Genomic DNA, 16298 nt, shown 5'->3' with positions numbered 1-16298 from the left:
ACCGCGCATGGCAAGCCACAATGCTGTGCTGCGAATCGCAAGGTCGAAATAACGAAAGCCCTGGAAGTCGATTCCAGGGCTTTCTTGCAATTTGCGACTCATTAACCAGCTACTGTTCGGCCGAAAACGCGGGAGGCGCATTCGGCGTGAGCAGCGTTTTCGCCTGTTCCTCGCATGCGGAAATATTCGCCTGGAGCGTTTTGCGATATTTGCCGCGGCTCATGCCCTCATCAAATACGCCGCCCGCATACGTCAAAACATCGAGGGCGATGTTGTTGCCGCCGTTCGGGAGCTTATCGACCGACGTGGCCATGCTTGCGAACTGTGCATCGGCATACACGCTCTTCTCAAACTGGTACTGCAACAGCGTTTGCCCGCCGTCGAGCGCTGCCAAAATGCCCGAATCGCGCGCCGCGTCGAGCACGCCGTCGGCTTCCTCGCGATAGCCTTTAAGCAACCACGCGTCGCCGAATTCCTTCGCCTCAATAAGCCACGCGGGCAGCTTTCGCCCATCGCCGCCCGCCTGCGACACGTCTCCGTCGACCTTCGCCGCCTGCATGCCGTCGTCAATCGAGGAGCGCAAATTCGCCGCCGCGGCCAAATAATTCTTCATGCTCTTGGTGAGCTGCTCGTCTTCGTTCGAGCCCACGAGGGAGTAAAACCTGTCCTCAAGCGCCTGCTGCGCGCCGCCTTCGGGAATGCTCGCGCGCAGCGACGAATTCGTGGCAATGCCGAAATACCAGTCTAAAAACGCGTCGGTTCTGCCCGAACATGTCGCATATGAACTCTCAAGCGAATCTTTCAACTGAGATGACATCGTGCGCAGGTTCGCCTCGTCGGCCGAAAGCGAGCTGGCGAGCGCATCGATTTTCGCCTGGTCATACAGTGCGCCATTGATGGAATAAACCGATTTTCCCGCAAGTTCGCGGGCGATTTCCTGCAGGGCCGTGCCGTTTTCGGTTTGCATGGCCATGCCGACCTTCGCCTCGCCCCAGAAAAAGCCCACCACGAGCGCGACGGGGAGCACCGCCGCCATAACAACGTAGCGCCGCCAGACGGGCTGCGTCGCGTCGTCGCGTTTGACCGCGTCGACCGAAACGAAAATCTTGCGCAGCTCCTGCACGGGAAGCGCGCACAGCCCAATGAGGTTCGCCATACCGAAAAACGCGCCCGCGCACAGCGCCGTGCGAATGGCGAAGCAGATGGGCACCGACACTTTCGAAGCCTGCATAAGGCCATAGCTCGTGAGGCTGTCGACAATCCACGAGCCAACGCCCGCATTCCACATGAGCGCCGAAGGGGAATTCTCGAACGGCATGGGCGTTTTCGCGAAGGCGTCGAGCACCGTTTCGACAGGCTGCCCGAAACTGGGGTCCATCGTGCAATACGCGCCATACGCAACGCACAGCAGAAAGCCGACGATGGCACAGCTCCACAGAAATTCGCCTGACGCCTGAAACGCGGGCTCGTATTCACGGCGTGCGTAGCGACGCATGAGCAGCAACACCACGGGATACACCACCACCGCGGCGAAAATGAGCACCCATTCGGCAATGTCCCACTTCGGCGATTCGAGGAACAAGCTCGCCATGCATGCCGCAGACACGCAGAAGCTCACGATAAAGCTGAAGATACGGCCGTTATTCACGCGCGCAAACAGGCCGCCCGCCGCGTATTTGAATTGGCGGTGAGTTTTGCGCACAACCACTTGGTACACCACGCCCGCCGTTGAGGCAAGGGTGAAAAACGCCCAGAACAGCGCCAAAAACGGCGCGGGCATTTTCGTCACGGCGAAGCTCAGCAAATAGACGGTTACGACAAGCAGCGCCGCCTTGGCGAAATACGTGGCGAGACGCTTGGCGGAAGAATCGCCCAGAAGGCGGCGAAGTGGGTCGAGGCCGTGGGGGCCGAGTTTTAAGGACGGCTCCGCCGAAGCCGGAATCTTCTCCAGCGATGGCTCGGTTTCGGGGGATGACTCTGTTTTGACTGGCGACTTTTCGGAGGAGGCTTTCACTTCGGTAGGTGGTTTCACCTTAAATGAGTCACCACCCTTGCTCCCACCGGCCGAAACGCGCAGCGAAGTGCTCGATCCGGTTGGGCGCTTCGACTGTATGCGAGAAGAATCAGGCTTCATGGGAATGGCTCCTGGGACGGCATTAATCACTCATAGTATAGAGCCATTCGCGATACGCCGGCCAGTTTGGTGCGATTCCGAACATTTCCGCAAGCGGGCAGCCCGTTCGCTGCGAACGCATTTCCGCGAAACGGCTGCGGACCGCGACGCCACCTAGCCTTCGCTTGAGCCGTCTCGGCAAGCCGCTACCAGCTCGCCTCGATTTCGCGAATGCGTTGGTAGAGCCATTCGTTTTGGGGGACTTCGATGCCGTGCTCGGCGGCAAGACGGCAGATGGTGCCCGAGAATTCCTCGACCTCGGTTTTGCGGCGCGCGATGCGGTCTTGCGCCATAGACGGCATGCCTTCAGGGTCGAGCGTTTCGAGCAGCTCGACCATCTGCGACAAGTCAGACTCGGCAATAGCGACGCCTTCCGCATTTGCCACCACGCAGGCCTCACGCATAGCCGCCACCAGGCTGCGGCGCTGCTCGCTTCCGCGCTCGGTCACGCTGCCGTAAGTGCCGCCATACACCATGCACGTTTGGTTGACGCCAACATTCATCATGAGCTTCGTCCACATGCGACGCTTAATGTCGGGCTCCACCACATGGGCGATGCCCGCGCGGGAATATAACTCGGCAATGTCAGCCACCACGGCGGGGTCGGTATCGGGCGACGCGCCGAAGCGGATTTCGCCTGGCTTATCATATGTGAGTTCGTTGTTCAGGAACACCGCATCCATGCCTTGGCAAATGCCGAGCACCGTGCGCTGCCAGCCGAAACGCTCGGCGATTTTCTGCTCGCTCGTAATGCCGTTGCACAGCGACGCAATGCGCGTTTCGGGGCCCACGACGGCTTCCATGGTATCGAGCGCTTGCGTAAGGCCGGTGGTTTTAATCGTAAGAATCACTAAGTCAGCGGGAGTCGCTTCGCTCGCGCGCACGCTGCGCAAATTGCTCGGCTCGCCGTTGATTTTCAGCTGATCAGCCGCGTGACGCTCATAGCGCGCGTCGTCCATCACGAATTCCACGGCGTCGTCGCCGAGCACGCGGGCGATCATGCTGCCATACAGCAGCCCCACGCCACCTTTGCCGATGAATGCGACTTTATTGATGCGCATTGGATGCAACCCTTTCTTTGGACCCGCCGCCAGCGAGCCGAACGCAGCACCTTCGCCACCTTGGTATCGAAACCCCAACACAGCGCCGAATCGCGATAGCGTCGGCGGCGTTTTCCCGAGGCTCACGGCCACAACCTTTAGAACAAACCGCCTCGGCAGACCGACCCCATTAGGCAACGCTCACCCGAAGCTCGCGCCCCTTATTTATAAACCTCGCTGCGATGGCCGATTGAAAATATTTCTACGATAAGCTTATCGTCCTCGATGATGCACAAGATTCGATAATCGCCAACACGATATCGCCACTCGCCCCCTCGATTGGCCGTAAGCCCCTTGCCATGTATGCGGGGATCATCGCATCCCTCAAGGTTCTTCCCGATCCATGAAAGAATCAGCCTCGCATCAAATCGGTCCATCTTTTTCAGCTGCTTCAACGCCGCCTTGGTGTATTCGACACGCCAAGACATCTACAGGCCCAACTCTGCAAGCACTTGAGCGTGCGTGTAGCGAGTGCCGTCGTCTTCCTCGACGGCGGCTCGCAACGCTGCCAAATCATCCTGAGTCTCTATTTTTTCAAAGACCGCATCACGAATAAAATCGGAGATGGTTTTGCCTTCGAACTTCGCATACTTCCGAACCACCGCAGCGTCGACATCGTCTATCCGCATGGTCATCGTAGACATTTCCAGCTCCTTTCTCTTGCTGAATACATTGTATTCTAACAATTTGACTGCGCAAACGCAAGCAAGCCAAAGCGCGATTCGAACTCAAACAAACCGAGGAATTTCAACTTGACATATTTGCTAATTTCTAGCCGTAGACAGGTCATCGCCTTATGCGTACTTCATGCTTTACGACACGAGCATTTCGGTTTGGCTTCGGCAGGTGGCAAGCATCTCCTCGATAGCTGTATACAAAACCCATCGAGCACTAGAACTCAACGACGAACGTCAATTTGCGACGTTTCTCTTGCCGCGTCTGGCCCTCAAATGAGAAGTTGCTCGCCAAACCCATTTTCTTGATCGCCATATCGATTCCCACTGCGACATTCAAATCAAATGTTACTGATTGTGTATCGCTAATTTCGGCACTGTAGCGTTTGAGCTCATTCGCACGGTCGCAGCGCGCTTCAATAAGCTGTAAGATTTTCGGGTCATGTTCATACCAATGAAGTTCGGGGTATTGAGGGTCGTTGCTACCACTGTATTCCTGAGAAAAGAGAGTTACGGCAGTGCCATACTTTTCGAACTCCGCCTCAGCTTCGCCCTGATTCGCCACCTTGACGGGTACACCATCGATTTGGAATTTCGCCGTTCGCTTTCCCGCGGCCTTTCCCGATACGATGCTGCGTTTTTCTTCACGGCACTCGAGATGGCAGTGCTTTGCGCCCAAGCGATAGGCAATGTCCAGTAGCTCCGCCTTCTTTTCGTCGGCGATAATATCGAAATATTTAGAAAGATCGATATAGCGATGCGGATTCAACTGGTCCACATAGAAAACCAGGCCCGACTTCGATGATGCGGATGGATAAAAATCGCAAGGGACAATATCTAACGCATCTTCGTATACATGAAGAACCTTGATTTTCCCTTCTTTACTCTGCCAGCCTATTGCCCCAAATTCCAAATCGACCGTGCGCTTTTCGCTCGCGTCAATAACGTTAATCATTTTTGGCAGAACGAAAGATTCAGCTTCTATCTCTTCTTTGAGCAGTGGGCTGAAAATCGACTTCTTAGCCGAAGACGCCAAATGGCTTGCCGCTTCAGCCGCATCGCTGACACCTTGCTGCAGCGCTGGAGCAACGTTTTCCTGCAGGACATTGGCCATTTTGTTACCAGCATCTACAACAGCATTGCCAAATTGACCAGCGCCAGCACCAGCGATTTTCACGGCAGCATCAGCTCCCTTGGCGGCGGCTTCCGCAACCTGATTCGCTCCGCTAGTGGCTGCCTTCGCGGCGGCTTCCGCACCTTCGCTGGCAGCTTTCGCAACGGCGTCAACACCTTCAGCTGCCCCCTTTGCGACAGCATTCGCACCTTCCGAAGCCACCTTTGCAATGTCGTTGCCCCTATCTTGCAGGAATTTTCCCGCATCGGCCGCAGCGGAGCCAATTTGCTCGAACGGATTGAATCCCATTTCCCATGCCTCCTTCAACGCAAATGGGCAGAAGCCGCCACTGTGCGCGTCATCTGCCCATTCGTTTTTTGACTTGCTATAGCATATCGCCTATTCAATTTTACCCCATACCATGGCCGCATGGATTCAAGCGAACGCAAAAGATTGCTCGGCGCCGCAATTAGGCGTGAACGGGAGAGGCAAGGCCTCTCCCAGCGCAAGCTTGCCTTGATGGCCGGCTCAAATCAAACGCACATATGGCACATCGAAGACGGTTCCGTAAGCATTGGGCTCGACCTTTTATGCCGCATCGCCGACAGCCTCGGCGTAAAGGTGGCCGACCTCATCGATTTCTAGGGTCGCCATCCATTTCTCCGTCGCCTAGCACCCAGAAATCGCGGCGAGGGCGCGATGTTCAAATATCAACTCGCGCCCTTTCGCCCCAACCACCTGTTAACCGATTTTCGTCACCTGCAGGTCAATCGAATCAAGACTCTTCGTGGAAACGAGGTTTTCGTACTCGTTGCCATCACTATCGAGCATGAACGTCATAGTCATCGCCGTATTAGGCGCAACGCTTTGAGATGTCACCTTGTATTGGGAAAGCACGTCTTTATACGTTTCGGAATCGGACAAGTCGATATACGACCCATCATCGGCAATGGGATTGATCTTCACCGACCCCGCGCCATAGGAATCGGCCAAATACCCGCCGAGCGCCAAATAGCCGCATTCCGCCAAATTGCGTCCAACGTAGTCACGCACCATGCGCGTGTATTTGTCGGGCGAAGCCTGAATCGCGGTCATGTCAACAGTATCACCCGACGAACCAACGCGCTTCACGGCAAGCACGATTTCCTCATGCGACTTCGTCGAAACCAGATTGTCGTATTCTTTGCCGTCATCGTCTTTTTGGAAGGTGTATACGACTTCAGTGTTCGGCTCGAGATTCTGCCCGATAACCACGTATTCCTTCAGCTGATCTTCATTTTCGGGATCGACAAACGTACCATCGCCCGCAACGAACACGAGCCGCAGCGCACCAGCGCCGTAACGGTCGTAGCGATTGGTATCGAGCCCAGTGTAGCCGGCGTTGCCTGCGTTCATGCCGACGTAGTTTTTCACGTACCAGGTATATTTGTCGGGCGATTGTTTGATTTGCACCGCCTCAGCGGCTTGCTGCGATGCCGAAGGCGCACCCGCATCGCCGGCGGAGCCAGCCGCAGACCCCGCGCCATCCGAGCATCCGGCGAGCGCCACAGCCGCGGCAAACGCCACCGCGCATGCCGTCATGCTCATTGGTTTCATCATTTTCAAATCCTTCCCTTGATTAGTCGCTTAAACAGCCGACTGCTCTTTCGCATCGCCCAAAGGCTTTACGTGACATTCCTCTTCGGTCGCGCCCGCGCGCTGCGCATCCAGTTGCGAAGCCTCAAGCGCTGCATTCGCATACGTCCATGTCGCAGGACCAAGCCACAACTCGCACGTAAGCCCCATGCCCGACGCATTCATCGCCCGAGCAAGCAGCTCGGCCGCATCGGCAGCGCGCAGCGCGCATCGCTCGGAAACCGCATGAACTGAAGCTGCGCAAATCTCCTTCGCATCATTCGAACTCGGAGCTTGACCGCACGCGCGAACACGGGCGAGATCCGCGAAAAGCTTCGATAGAAGCCCCTCGGCAGCAAGCCCAAGCGCCGCATGCGCATCGCAGAACGCACGCGCATCTTCCGCGAACGACGCGTCGATAAGCCCCGCAAATACCGTTACGTCCCCCTGCTCGATTGCACATCGCAACGCGCAAGCCGACATGCTTGCACCTGCTTGAGCATCACATGCCTCGCGGGCGGCCTGCTCGCATCGCGCAAGCTTGTGCAACACGTCGCGCGCTCCTTCGCAAGACGCGAGTTCGTCGCGAACTTCATCAAGCGTCTTGCCCTGCCTGCGCCCCTGCGCCAGTAAGAAGAGCTTCGCCACATCGGGAACCTCATACACGCGCCAACCCCATGTGGTATTGCGCGGCTTCACGATGCCGAGCCCGCCCGCACCTTCATAGCACGCACGTTGAATGTCGCGGCGCGGCAACCCAACCAGCACTTCCACCTGGGAAATCTTCCAGCCGTCTGCCACTTCATCGCGCATTCCCTGCCCTCCTTTCTTCCAGCTAACCTGTTCAACGCTTGAACAGCAACACCCCATTTGTCCAACGGTGTTTTTCTTTTCGCTCGTCATGTCGCACCCTTTCTTACGACCAAGACAAGGTCATCGGTGCCTTGTCGTAAGAGGGCATGTAAATTTTGCGAGGGCGGCATACCGACGCTTCGCTTTCAAATTGCACACGGGAGCAAGGCATTTCGCCTATACTTGTGCGCTGGAAAAGAAGAGCGCGATCACGCGCCGCAACAGGAAGATTCTTATGCTGAAACTACATGTGCTCGCAAGCGGCAGCAAAGGCAATGCCGCCATCGTCGAAAACGCCGCTACGGGCGCGGGCGTGCTTATTGACTGCGGAATTTGCAAGCGCGATTTCCTCGAACGCTGCGACGAAGCGGGCTTCGACCCCACGCGACTCGAAGCCGTATTCATCACCCACGAGCACGGGGACCACACCAAAGGCCTGGGCGTGGTGCTGCGTGGCCTGGCAAAACTCGGTTGCGCGCCAATGGTATACGTGAATCGCGCTTGCGTCGACAACAGCTCAACGCTGCAGAAGATTGCAGGCGATTTCGAAACGGCGACGCTTGGCACAGCACTTACGCTTTCCCAAGACGAAAATGCGAGCGAGGGCCGCAATAAGGCTTCCGTCTGCGATAAGCACGTCGTGTGCGCCGCCGGCTTACGCGTGCTCCCCTTCGCCACCAGCCACGATGCCGCCGCTTCATTCGGCTTTCGCGTCGAGTCGCCCGACGGCGACGCGCTGGGATACATAACCGATTCGGGCATCGTGACGAGCGCCGCGCACGCGGCTTTACGCGACGTGCGCATTTTGGCGCTCGAGAGCAATCATGACGAGCGCATGCTGAAAAACGGCGATTACCCTTACATTATTAAGAAGCGAATCGCCTCGGAGCTCGGCCACCTCTCAAACCCACAGGCTACCGATGAGCTCGCAACCCTCATCACCGAATCGCGCGCAGCCGGCCTGCGCACGCCCGAAACCGTCGTCGCCATGCACATCTCGCAAAACAATAACGACTACGACCTTCCGCGGGCGGCGCTTGAGGAAGGCCTCGCCATTGCCAATGGCAACGCGCGCATTCTTTGCGGCTACCAGGGACGCCTCACGAGCGTGAAATAACGCAGACACCACGCGTCGACCGCGCAAGGTGCTCATTTTCAACCGCAACAGCTCCCGAAAACACAAAAAGGCCCGCTCTTGCGAGCGGGCCTTGCAATTGCATATCGCGCGACGCCTTTCGGCGAGCTAGAGTGGGCCTTAAAGCCTAGTCCTCCTGCTCCAGGGCAGCGATGACTTCGTCAGTCATATCCATGGAGTGGTACACGTTCTGGAGGTCTTCGAGCTCCTCGAGCTTGTCGACCAGGCGCATAACCTTCGCGGCGTCCTTCGGGTCAACCTCAGTCGGAGTGGTCGGGATCATCGTGAGCTCGGCGCCCTTCACTTCGATATCCTGAGCCTCGAGAGCATTCTTCACGGCCATGAGGTCGTTCGGAGCGGTGTAGACGATCCACTCGTCACCGGCGTCTTCGTAATCGGATCCGCCAGCTTCGGCGACAGCGAGCATGAACTCGTCCTCGTCAACAGCGTTCTGCTTATCGGCGACCTTCTTCTCGGTGGAAGGAATGATCTTCTCGACCATGATCTGGCCCTTGCGCTCGAACTGGAAGCCGACGCAGCCGGGGGTGCCCAGCGAGCCGTTGGCATGACGGAACGCAGCTCCAACATCGGCAGCGGTGCGGTTGCGGTTGTCGGTCAGGGCCTCGCAGTAAATAGCGACGCCAGCCGGGCCGTAGCCTTCGTAGGTGAGCGTTTCGTAGTTGGCGGCATCTTTGCCGGTGCCGAACGCCTTATCGATAGCCGTCTTGATTTTGTCCTTAGGCAGCGAGTAGCCCTTGGCCTTTTCAATAGCAGCCGCCAAAGAGGCGTTATTGTCGGGGTTGGGGTCGCCACCCTCTTTCGCCGCCACGGTAATGTTACGGGAAAGCTTGCTGAACAGGGCTGAACGCTTGGCGTCCTGGGCAGCTTTGCGGTGCTTCGTGGTTGCCCACTTAGAGTGACCTGACATGATCGCCTCTTTCTTGCTATCAAGAGGCGCGACGCGCCTCGGGGAAAATACCGACGCGATAGTTTAGCGCACTCCATGCACGCGCACAAGAAAACCGCAGGTATTTGCGACGAACCTGCATAAAAACGTCTCAGAGCACGATGGCCCACGCACGCAAAGGTGGCATTTCGCACTCACCAAGGCAACGACCCGCGGCCCCGGAGTGGTGGTTCGCGCCTGTTGGCAGCTTCTCCACCCTCCGAGCAAAATCGAGAACCGCCGCCTCCTCATAAAGAAAAACCTGCTAAACGCTACGAGCATTCAGCAGGTTTGCGAGAGGAAGACGCAGCCGAACTCAAAACGAGAGGCAAACCAAACAAAAGACAAAACGAATCAGGAAATTGCCCTCAAGCGTAAGACAAAGAGGGTCAGGAGGCTGTCCCCAAGCGAAAGGCGGTCCCAAACGCGAGACCAACGCAAACGCCAATCGGCTCGGGGTCCAAACGCTTTCGGATGCGCCAAAGACCCAGCCGAAAGCAATCACGCCAAATCGACCCGAGCGAGCAGCAATTCCGCGGCAGAAAACGCCACTAGGGGGCCTCACTGCAGCGTTTTCTTCCCTGGCTGGCGGAAAACGCGACTATGGGGCCTCTCGAAGCATCTCGAAGTCGCAGAAAAAGCTCGAAAAGGAGCGGCGAAGCGCCAAAAGCGACAGGAAAGCCGCCAATGGGGCCCCGAACGCCACGCTGAAGCCATGCAGCGAGGCCCCCTAGCGGCGTTTCCTGCCATCCTGCAAGCAAAACCGTGCAACCGCCGCTTTCCACAAAGAAAAATCTGTTAAACGCTACGAGCATTTAGCAGGTTTCAACCCGAATCGGCCTAGAACAGCTTCGTCACTTCCAGCGGCTGCTTTGCGGCGCGGATGATGTCCTCGTTGCCGAACACGCACACATTGCCCCGATCGGCAACCTTGCGCAGCACCGGCGCGCAAGCGCGAATGGCCGCGGGCGTCGCTGCAAGCTTTTCGTCGCGCAGCTTTTCACGCCAATCGGCCGCGCGGCCGCACAGGAAGGCTCCGTCTTCACGGCGGGCAATGGCGCGCGGCTTGGCCGGCGCGTCGTGCGCGGCGACCGTAGCCACGATGTAGCCCTCCATCTCGGCCTCATCGGGCTCGAACGCGGCCAGCCAATCGGCGGCCGCATCGAAACGCGCGAGCGTACCATCGACGCCCGGGTCGCGATACGAATAGAAGCGTGCGAAGCCTTCTTCCCCGCGACGGAAGCCGACGCCATAGGCGCCGCCCTTCACACGTACCTCATTCCACAAGTAGTCAAAGGAAAGCGCGTTAGAAATAACCGACCACAGCCCCGAGTGCTCAACCATGTCAAGCGTGGGCGCGCCCTTCGCCGAATAGCTCACGTCGCACGGAACGATGAACGCCTCATTGCGCGGCGCAGGCTCGGGAATCGCCAGCTCACAGCCGCAATCACCACCGAACACTTCGCCCGTCGCAGCGCGTTCGTCACGCGCGAGGCCCATATCACCCGCTGCGGCCCAGAAGGCGTCGCATTCCTCGGCCGAACCCGTAAAGCTCGCGAGCGCCGGCCCGCCAAACACGGTCGCGCGCACCTCTTCGAGCTTCGCCGCCAGCGCATCGAAGCGCTCATCGTAGTTGTCGATGAGGTCTTTCAGGAACAGGTAGAAATCGACGCCCGCAAGCTTTTGGCGCAACACGCCAGCGCGGAAATACGACGCCGAAAGGCGATTCGTCGCGCTCGTGTGGCCCTCGTTCGCAAACGTCTGTTCCATGCCGATGCGGCGTTGCACGAGCACGTCGAGAATCTTCTGCTTCGCATCGAATTTCGTGGTCTCCCACACCTCGCGAGGGATGGCCGAAAGCTGCGCCGCCTCTTCCGCAAGAGCGCTCGCCGAAAGCGTCACGCGCAGCGACACCTTGTCGGGGTCGCTCGCCGAAACGTACGTATCGGGGAAGAATCGCATCGAGCCTAAGTGCTGGCGCATGAATACATCCAGCTCAGCGGCGGTGCGCTTCGCCGTGTCGAGCTTATTGAGCATCATGCACAACACCGTGATATAGGGCACGTCGTCAAACGACACGTTGTTAGCGTCGAAATACAGGTACAGGTAGTTGATGTGGCGGCTGGGCAACTCATGACGCAAGCACGGCAGCGGGCACGCCGCATCGAGTACGGCGGCTGGGTCGGGCTTCGCCGCGCCAATATCGGAAGTGCCCAAGCGCGGCAGCGTAGCCAGAGCCTCGGGCGAATCGGGCGCTTCCTGCATGGCGCGCAGCTCGGCCACGTCATCGCGAATGGCTTGTTTGGCCGCCTCATCGAGGCCCGCGAGCTTCTCGGCGAGCTCGCGCTCTTCCTCGCTGTCGTCCTCGGCCTCGACGGGCTTCACTTCGAGCAACGCCTTGTGGTTCGACTTCACGATAAGCGACTCCAGCACGTCTTCGAAATAGCGGCCGTCAAGCCCCTCACGCATATGGGCGAGCGCGTCTTCGTAGCGCAGGTACGTGGTCGCGAGCGCATCGTCGTAGAGCCAGCCGGAAAGCGCGTTCATCGCGAGCACTACGCCATCGGCCATGCCGCGGTCGCGTTCGCGCAGTTCAAACGATAGCTGGGCGAGCGACGCCTCCAGCAGGTCGCGCGGAATTCCGTCGGCCACCAGACGGGCCGCTTCGCCCTCGACGATTTCCATAAAGCGCTGCTTCGCGCCCGGCTTTGCGCCCTTCAGCTCGAACAACGCCACGGGCATGGCCTGCGAATCCATGAGAAACGCCGTGGCATCGCCGCCGATGCCCGCATCGAGCACCGCGCGCTTGATAGGCGATTCGTTGCCGCCCATCAGGGCGTCCATGAGCACGTCGGCCGCAAGCACGCGCTCGAAATCGCGCGCGTCGCCGATCGCATAGCCCAAGCCCACGCACGCGTTCTCGGGAGCGGTCGCCATGGGGACCACCGCGTCGAGCGACACGTTAGGCTTGCACTCGCCCATCGGGTTGGGCTCAGCGGGCGTGCGCGGCGCGCAATCGGCGGCCGAAAGGTAGCGGCGGTCGAGGAATCGCAGCATGCGCTCAGCGTCGATGTCGCCGTAGAGCACGATATAGGAATTGTCCAGGCGATAGTGGCGCGCATGGGTGTCGAGATAGCCCTCGTAGGTGAGCTGCGGAATAGCGCGCGGATGCCCGCCCGATTCGAAGGCGTAGCACGTGCCGGGGAACAACTCGGTGTTCATGCCGCGGTACAGCACGCTTTCGGGGTCGGACAGCGCGCCCTTCATCTCGTTGAACACCACGCCGTTGTAGCGCAGGCGCTCGGGCGTGCCCGCCTCGGCGTTCGCGTCGTCGAGCTCGTAGTGCCAGCCCTCCTGCTCAAACACCGCGCGCTTGCGGTAGATCGCCGGGTGCAGCACGGCGTCCATGTACACGTCGGCCAGGTTCTCGAGGTCTTGGTCGTTGGTGCTGGCCACGGGGTACATGGTTTTATCGGGGAACGTGAGCGCGTTGAGAAACGTCTGCATCGAGGTTTTCAGCAGATTGACGAACGGCTCTTTCACCGGGAATTTGTCGGAACCGCACAGCACGGAATGCTCCAGAATATGGAACACGCCCGTGTCGTCGACCGGCGGGGTTTTGAACGAGATGGAAAACGCCTTGTTCTCGTCGGCATTATGCAGAAACAGCAGGCGGGCGCCGCTTTTTCCGTGGCGCATCACGATGGCGTCGCCGTCGATTTCGCACAACGGCTCGACCGACTCCACCGCGAAGCCGTTTACCGCAGCGACCTCTTCCACCAGCGATTCATCAAAAAACAGGGCACGGGCGCCCTGGGACTGTTCGGCCATGAAGCATCCTTTCAAGCAAGCGCTGCGCACATGCGCAACGCATCGCGGCGTGCGCCCGCAAGACCAGCCGAAACCTGTTAAATGCTCGTAGCGTTTAACAGGTTCGCGAGTGAAGGCCACTTGGCGGAAAAGCCAGCTCAGGCGGCCGTCTCGCGCGCACGCGCGTTATAGCAACGATCGCGAGTTTAGCACAAGGCAACACGCGGGAAAGTTACCCAGCGTTTTGAAAGGAAATCGAAAACGAATCGGCAAGAAAGCGGCACAGAGCAATGCGGAAAGAAGCGGCGCACGGAAAGCTTGCGAATCGCGAAAGCGCCATTGAATGCACAAGGGAGCCGCACGCCATACGAAAGCGCCGCCCGACAAGAGGCCAGCCCGCAAATCATGCGGCGCTCCATCGGAATCCCAACCCGCCGCCGCGCCGCTATTCGAACAAGCACGCCTCAATCACATCTTTGCCGCGCAGGGTCGCAAGCCACTCAGACGGAATCGCCTCGCGGCCGTACAGAATGCCCGCTAAGCCGCCCGCGACGCATGCGGTGGTGTCGGTATCGTCGCCCAAATTCACCGCAGCGAGCACGCATTCCTTATAGCTTTCCGTATGTTCCAAGCACCAAATCGCAGCGTTATAGGTGTCCCACACATAGCCGCTGCTCCCGCCGGGACCACCAGCCGACCCGCCCGCGGGCGAGCCCTCGCACATCAAACGCGCGGCGTAACGAATCATTTTCTCGCACGCATCCATGCAGGCATCGGTCGCGTGCGTGATGGCGCTCACTGCGCGCACCTCGGCACTCGTGCAATCCATGAAGACCATGGGCAAGCAGCGCATGAGCGACCCGTTGCCCTTGTCCCACTCGCCCGCGCCGCCGCGGCCCGTCGCCAGCGCCTTGCGCGTGGCGTTGCCGTAGTCGAAGGCCACGCCGTCCGCCGTGTACGCCCCATCGTTGATCCATGCGCGGAACCGTCGCAGAATGTCATCGCAATCGACGCGCCCCAACTCGCGATAGCTGTCGCACAGCGCAAGCGCCATGCTCGTGTCGTCACTCCATGTACCCGCGAGCTGGTTGTGGCTGCCGCCGCCCACCATGTCAGTGCACTCAAAACTTCCGCGCGGCTTGAACTCGAAAGGCACGCCCAAAGCGTCGCCCACTGCCATGCCATACACGCAATCGCGCAGCGTTCGATTCAGCTTCATAATGCATGCCTCCTTGCATTCGGCCGTCGTAGCAGGCCTTTCCGTCGCAAAACGCACTAGTCTTGCCAGCCCCGCATTTGGAATTGTCGCATACTTCGAATTGTGGCAGAAATCGCGACGATTAGGCCGCATTGCGTCATTTAAAAAGCCGCACGTCAAAAAACGCCACGATTAGGCATGCTCGACGCCTCAAAAGAGGCAACGCGCGCGTCATTATTTTGCGACCTCCTCGCCTGAGCGCAAAAGGCCATGTCAGAGCCATAATCATCAACCAAGCACATACTTCAAACCCTACCTCATGGTTAGGCTTTTGGATCCAAGCCCTTGCAAAGCGACCTAATCATCGCGTTTTTTTGACACGAGGAAATCGAAGGGGGGTGCAGAGACGCTCGGACCAAACACTGCGTCACGAATCGCTGGGCGCACTGTCTCGAGACATCGGCACGCCAATGCTTCAATATATATATATAATTCAATGATCCTATAATTCAATACGTATATACATCTACAATTCGATGCTTCTATACGTACATACGTCTATGCCTCTATACATATATGAACCCCGCCCCTTACGCCTCGAGGATCGCGCACACCTTTTCAGAATCGACCTCAGACAGGCGCAGCAACGGCGCGGGCTCGGCCTCAACGTCGCCGATATGCTTCTCCCACAGGTGCACGTCGTGCCACACTCCCAGCTTCCAGCTTGCCGCGCGCAGCGTGCCTACCAGCTCAAAACCCATTTTTTCGTGCAGATGGTCGCTTTTCTCGTTCGGGCACACGACTTTGCCCACAACCGTGCGCACACCCTGCAGCGCGAGCAGGTCGAACAGCTTGCCGTAAATCGCACGGCCGAGCCCGCGCCCGCGATGGTCGGTCGAAAAATACACCGAAAGTTCCGCCGACCACGCATACGCCGCGCGGCTGAACAGACGGCTGCCATAGGCATACCCCACCGGACGCCCATCTTCCTCGCACACGATGTAAGGATACGCCCCATCGCGCTCGACGATGCGCTGGCGGAATTCGCCAAGCGCGGGCACCTGGGTCTCGTTGGTGACCGTGGTGGCAATATAAGGCTCGTAGATTTTTAGCAAAGCCTCGGCATCGTCGGGCGTAGCAAGGCGGAATGTATGCACAGGTTCGTTCATTTTGCGGCTTTCTATGCAAGTTTCAGCATATTTATGCATTTTTGAAACTGTACTGCGTTACAACCCCGTTAACAAGGGGCAAAAGCCCGCATCTGGGAAAACAACGCATTGCGTGCGGAAAGGAACGCCGCACTAAAGAAGCTCGCTGCCGTACAGCGGTGCGAGCACCAACTCGCGTTTTTTCCTTATATACGCATAGAGCGAAACGGCCCGATTCGCGGCGCAGGTCAAGCGAGCTCGCTCCGTTCATCAAAAACTGGCGATATCTTTACGCATGTCAACCGAATGGTTGCAGTTCGCAGCGCTCGTTCAAGCAGTCCGCAGCCCGATGCTAGGATGCATTTCGTCGAAATACCGGGAGTGGCGCCCGCGCGCACCTCCACCCCAAAGGAGACCAGCTATATGAAGTCAAGGGCTAAACCGTAGGTTTTCGAGAACAGTCAATTGTCCGAACGTTGCAGCTTGAGAACCGAATATCGAACGCTTTCCGGGCATGGCGAAGCAGGCGGCGGG

13 protein-coding genes are annotated in these 16298 nt (G+C 58.4%); 2 read left to right on the top strand and 11 right to left on the bottom strand.

Annotated elements, in window-relative coordinates; translation table 11 throughout:
• Nucleotides 1–109 precede the first annotated feature (109 nt).
• The 5 genes from DMP05_RS08955 to DMP05_RS08935 all read right to left on the bottom strand — a co-directional run bounded on the left by DMP05_RS08955 (nt 110) and on the right by DMP05_RS08935 (nt 5370).
• A complete protein-coding gene (locus tag DMP05_RS08955) occupies nt 110–2032 on the bottom strand; it encodes a hypothetical protein (protein WP_148039723.1) in 1923 nt (640 codons plus the stop codon).
• Between the two features lie 287 nt (nt 2033–2319).
• A complete protein-coding gene (locus tag DMP05_RS08950; RefSeq protein ID WP_170151672.1) occupies nt 2320–3234 on the bottom strand; it encodes a ketopantoate reductase family protein in 915 nt (304 codons plus the stop codon).
• Between the two features lie 200 nt (nt 3235–3434).
• Entirely contained in the window at nt 3435–3701 is a 267-nt protein-coding gene (locus DMP05_RS08945) for a type II toxin-antitoxin system RelE family toxin (RefSeq protein ID WP_123220121.1), read from the bottom strand.
• The gene (gene relB / locus DMP05_RS08940; RefSeq protein WP_114615920.1) at nt 3702–3917 is read right to left on the bottom strand and encodes a type II toxin-antitoxin system RelB family antitoxin; all 216 of its coding nucleotides are present in this window, start codon (nt 3915–3917) and stop codon (nt 3702–3704) included. It lies immediately after the preceding gene.
• A gap of 247 nt (nt 3918–4164) precedes the next feature.
• Nucleotides 4165–5370 carry a hypothetical protein gene (locus DMP05_RS08935; protein ID WP_123220120.1) on the bottom strand — a complete coding sequence of 402 codons (1206 nt, stop codon included), beginning with the start codon at nt 5368–5370 and terminating at the stop codon, nt 4165–4167.
• A 120-nt stretch (nt 5371–5490) separates the two neighbouring features.
• Here DMP05_RS08935 and DMP05_RS08930 point away from each other — a divergent pair, with 120 nt between their 5' ends.
• Nucleotides 5491–5706 (top strand): helix-turn-helix domain-containing protein, encoded by a 216-nt coding sequence (locus DMP05_RS08930; RefSeq protein WP_114615916.1) that lies wholly within the window; start codon nt 5491–5493, stop codon nt 5704–5706.
• A 96-nt stretch (nt 5707–5802) separates the two neighbouring features.
• On the opposite strand, the gene DMP05_RS08925 is transcribed toward DMP05_RS08930, so the two are convergent.
• Both DMP05_RS08925 and DMP05_RS08920 read right to left on the bottom strand, forming a co-directional pair.
• Nucleotides 5803–6660 (bottom strand): hypothetical protein, encoded by an 858-nt coding sequence (locus tag DMP05_RS08925; RefSeq protein ID WP_123220119.1) that lies wholly within the window; start codon nt 6658–6660, stop codon nt 5803–5805.
• 27 nt (nt 6661–6687) lie between these two features.
• On the bottom strand, nt 6688–7488 hold the full coding sequence (locus DMP05_RS08920; RefSeq protein ID WP_123220118.1) for a hypothetical protein: 801 nt from the start codon (nt 7486–7488) through the stop codon (nt 6688–6690).
• A gap of 274 nt (nt 7489–7762) precedes the next feature.
• Between DMP05_RS08920 and DMP05_RS08915 the strand changes: the two genes are divergently transcribed.
• Nucleotides 7763–8644 carry an MBL fold metallo-hydrolase gene (locus DMP05_RS08915; RefSeq protein WP_123220117.1) on the top strand — a complete coding sequence of 294 codons (882 nt, stop codon included), beginning with the start codon at nt 7763–7765 and terminating at the stop codon, nt 8642–8644.
• Nucleotides 8645–8789: 145 nt separating this feature from the next.
• Here the strand turns inward: DMP05_RS08915 and DMP05_RS08910 are convergent, their stop codons facing one another.
• The 4 genes from DMP05_RS08910 to DMP05_RS08890 all read right to left on the bottom strand — a co-directional run bounded on the left by DMP05_RS08910 (nt 8790) and on the right by DMP05_RS08890 (nt 15785).
• Nucleotides 8790–9590, bottom strand: coding sequence for a YebC/PmpR family DNA-binding transcriptional regulator (locus DMP05_RS08910; RefSeq protein WP_114615911.1), 801 nt, complete (start codon nt 9588–9590; stop codon nt 8790–8792).
• 858 nt (nt 9591–10448) lie between these two features.
• The gene (locus DMP05_RS08905; RefSeq protein WP_123220116.1) at nt 10449–13439 is read right to left on the bottom strand and encodes an insulinase family protein; all 2991 of its coding nucleotides are present in this window, start codon (nt 13437–13439) and stop codon (nt 10449–10451) included.
• Nucleotides 13440–13863: 424 nt separating this feature from the next.
• On the bottom strand, nt 13864–14637 hold the full coding sequence (locus DMP05_RS08895; RefSeq protein WP_123220137.1) for an ADP-ribosylglycohydrolase family protein: 774 nt from the start codon (nt 14635–14637) through the stop codon (nt 13864–13866).
• 569 nt (nt 14638–15206) lie between these two features.
• Entirely contained in the window at nt 15207–15785 is a 579-nt protein-coding gene (locus DMP05_RS08890) for a GNAT family N-acetyltransferase (protein WP_123220114.1), read from the bottom strand.
• Between the last annotated feature and the right edge of the window lie 513 nt (nt 15786–16298).

The organism is Slackia isoflavoniconvertens (genome assembly GCF_003725955.1).
Classification (GTDB): Bacteria; Actinomycetota; Coriobacteriia; order Coriobacteriales; family Eggerthellaceae; genus Slackia; species Slackia isoflavoniconvertens.
Note: the sequence above shows the minus strand (reverse complement) of the source record. Positions and strands in the feature narration are given on the sequence as shown.

Coding starts and splice junctions, on each gene's coding strand:
- DMP05_RS08950 (WP_170151672.1), bottom strand. CDS start 3,234: ATGCGCATCAATAAAGTCGCATTCATCGGCAAAGGTGGCGTGGGGCTG.
- DMP05_RS08945 (WP_123220121.1), bottom strand. CDS start 3,701: ATGTCTTGGCGTGTCGAATACACCAAGGCGGCGTTGAAGCAGCTGAAA.
- relB (WP_114615920.1), bottom strand. CDS start 3,917: ATGTCTACGATGACCATGCGGATAGACGATGTCGACGCTGCGGTGGTT.
- DMP05_RS08935 (WP_123220120.1), bottom strand. CDS start 5,370: ATGGGATTCAATCCGTTCGAGCAAATTGGCTCCGCTGCGGCCGATGCG.
- DMP05_RS08930 (WP_114615916.1), top strand. CDS start 5,491: ATGGATTCAAGCGAACGCAAAAGATTGCTCGGCGCCGCAATTAGGCGT.
- DMP05_RS08925 (WP_123220119.1), bottom strand. CDS start 6,660: ATGATGAAACCAATGAGCATGACGGCATGCGCGGTGGCGTTTGCCGCG.
- DMP05_RS08920 (WP_123220118.1), bottom strand. CDS start 7,488: ATGCGCGATGAAGTGGCAGACGGCTGGAAGATTTCCCAGGTGGAAGTG.
- DMP05_RS08915 (WP_123220117.1), top strand. CDS start 7,763: ATGCTGAAACTACATGTGCTCGCAAGCGGCAGCAAAGGCAATGCCGCC.
- DMP05_RS08910 (WP_114615911.1), bottom strand. CDS start 9,590: ATGTCAGGTCACTCTAAGTGGGCAACCACGAAGCACCGCAAAGCTGCC.
- DMP05_RS08905 (WP_123220116.1), bottom strand. CDS start 13,439: ATGGCCGAACAGTCCCAGGGCGCCCGTGCCCTGTTTTTTGATGAATCG.
- DMP05_RS08895 (WP_123220137.1), bottom strand. CDS start 14,637: ATGAAGCTGAATCGAACGCTGCGCGATTGCGTGTATGGCATGGCAGTG.
- DMP05_RS08890 (WP_123220114.1), bottom strand. CDS start 15,785: ATGAACGAACCTGTGCATACATTCCGCCTTGCTACGCCCGACGATGCC.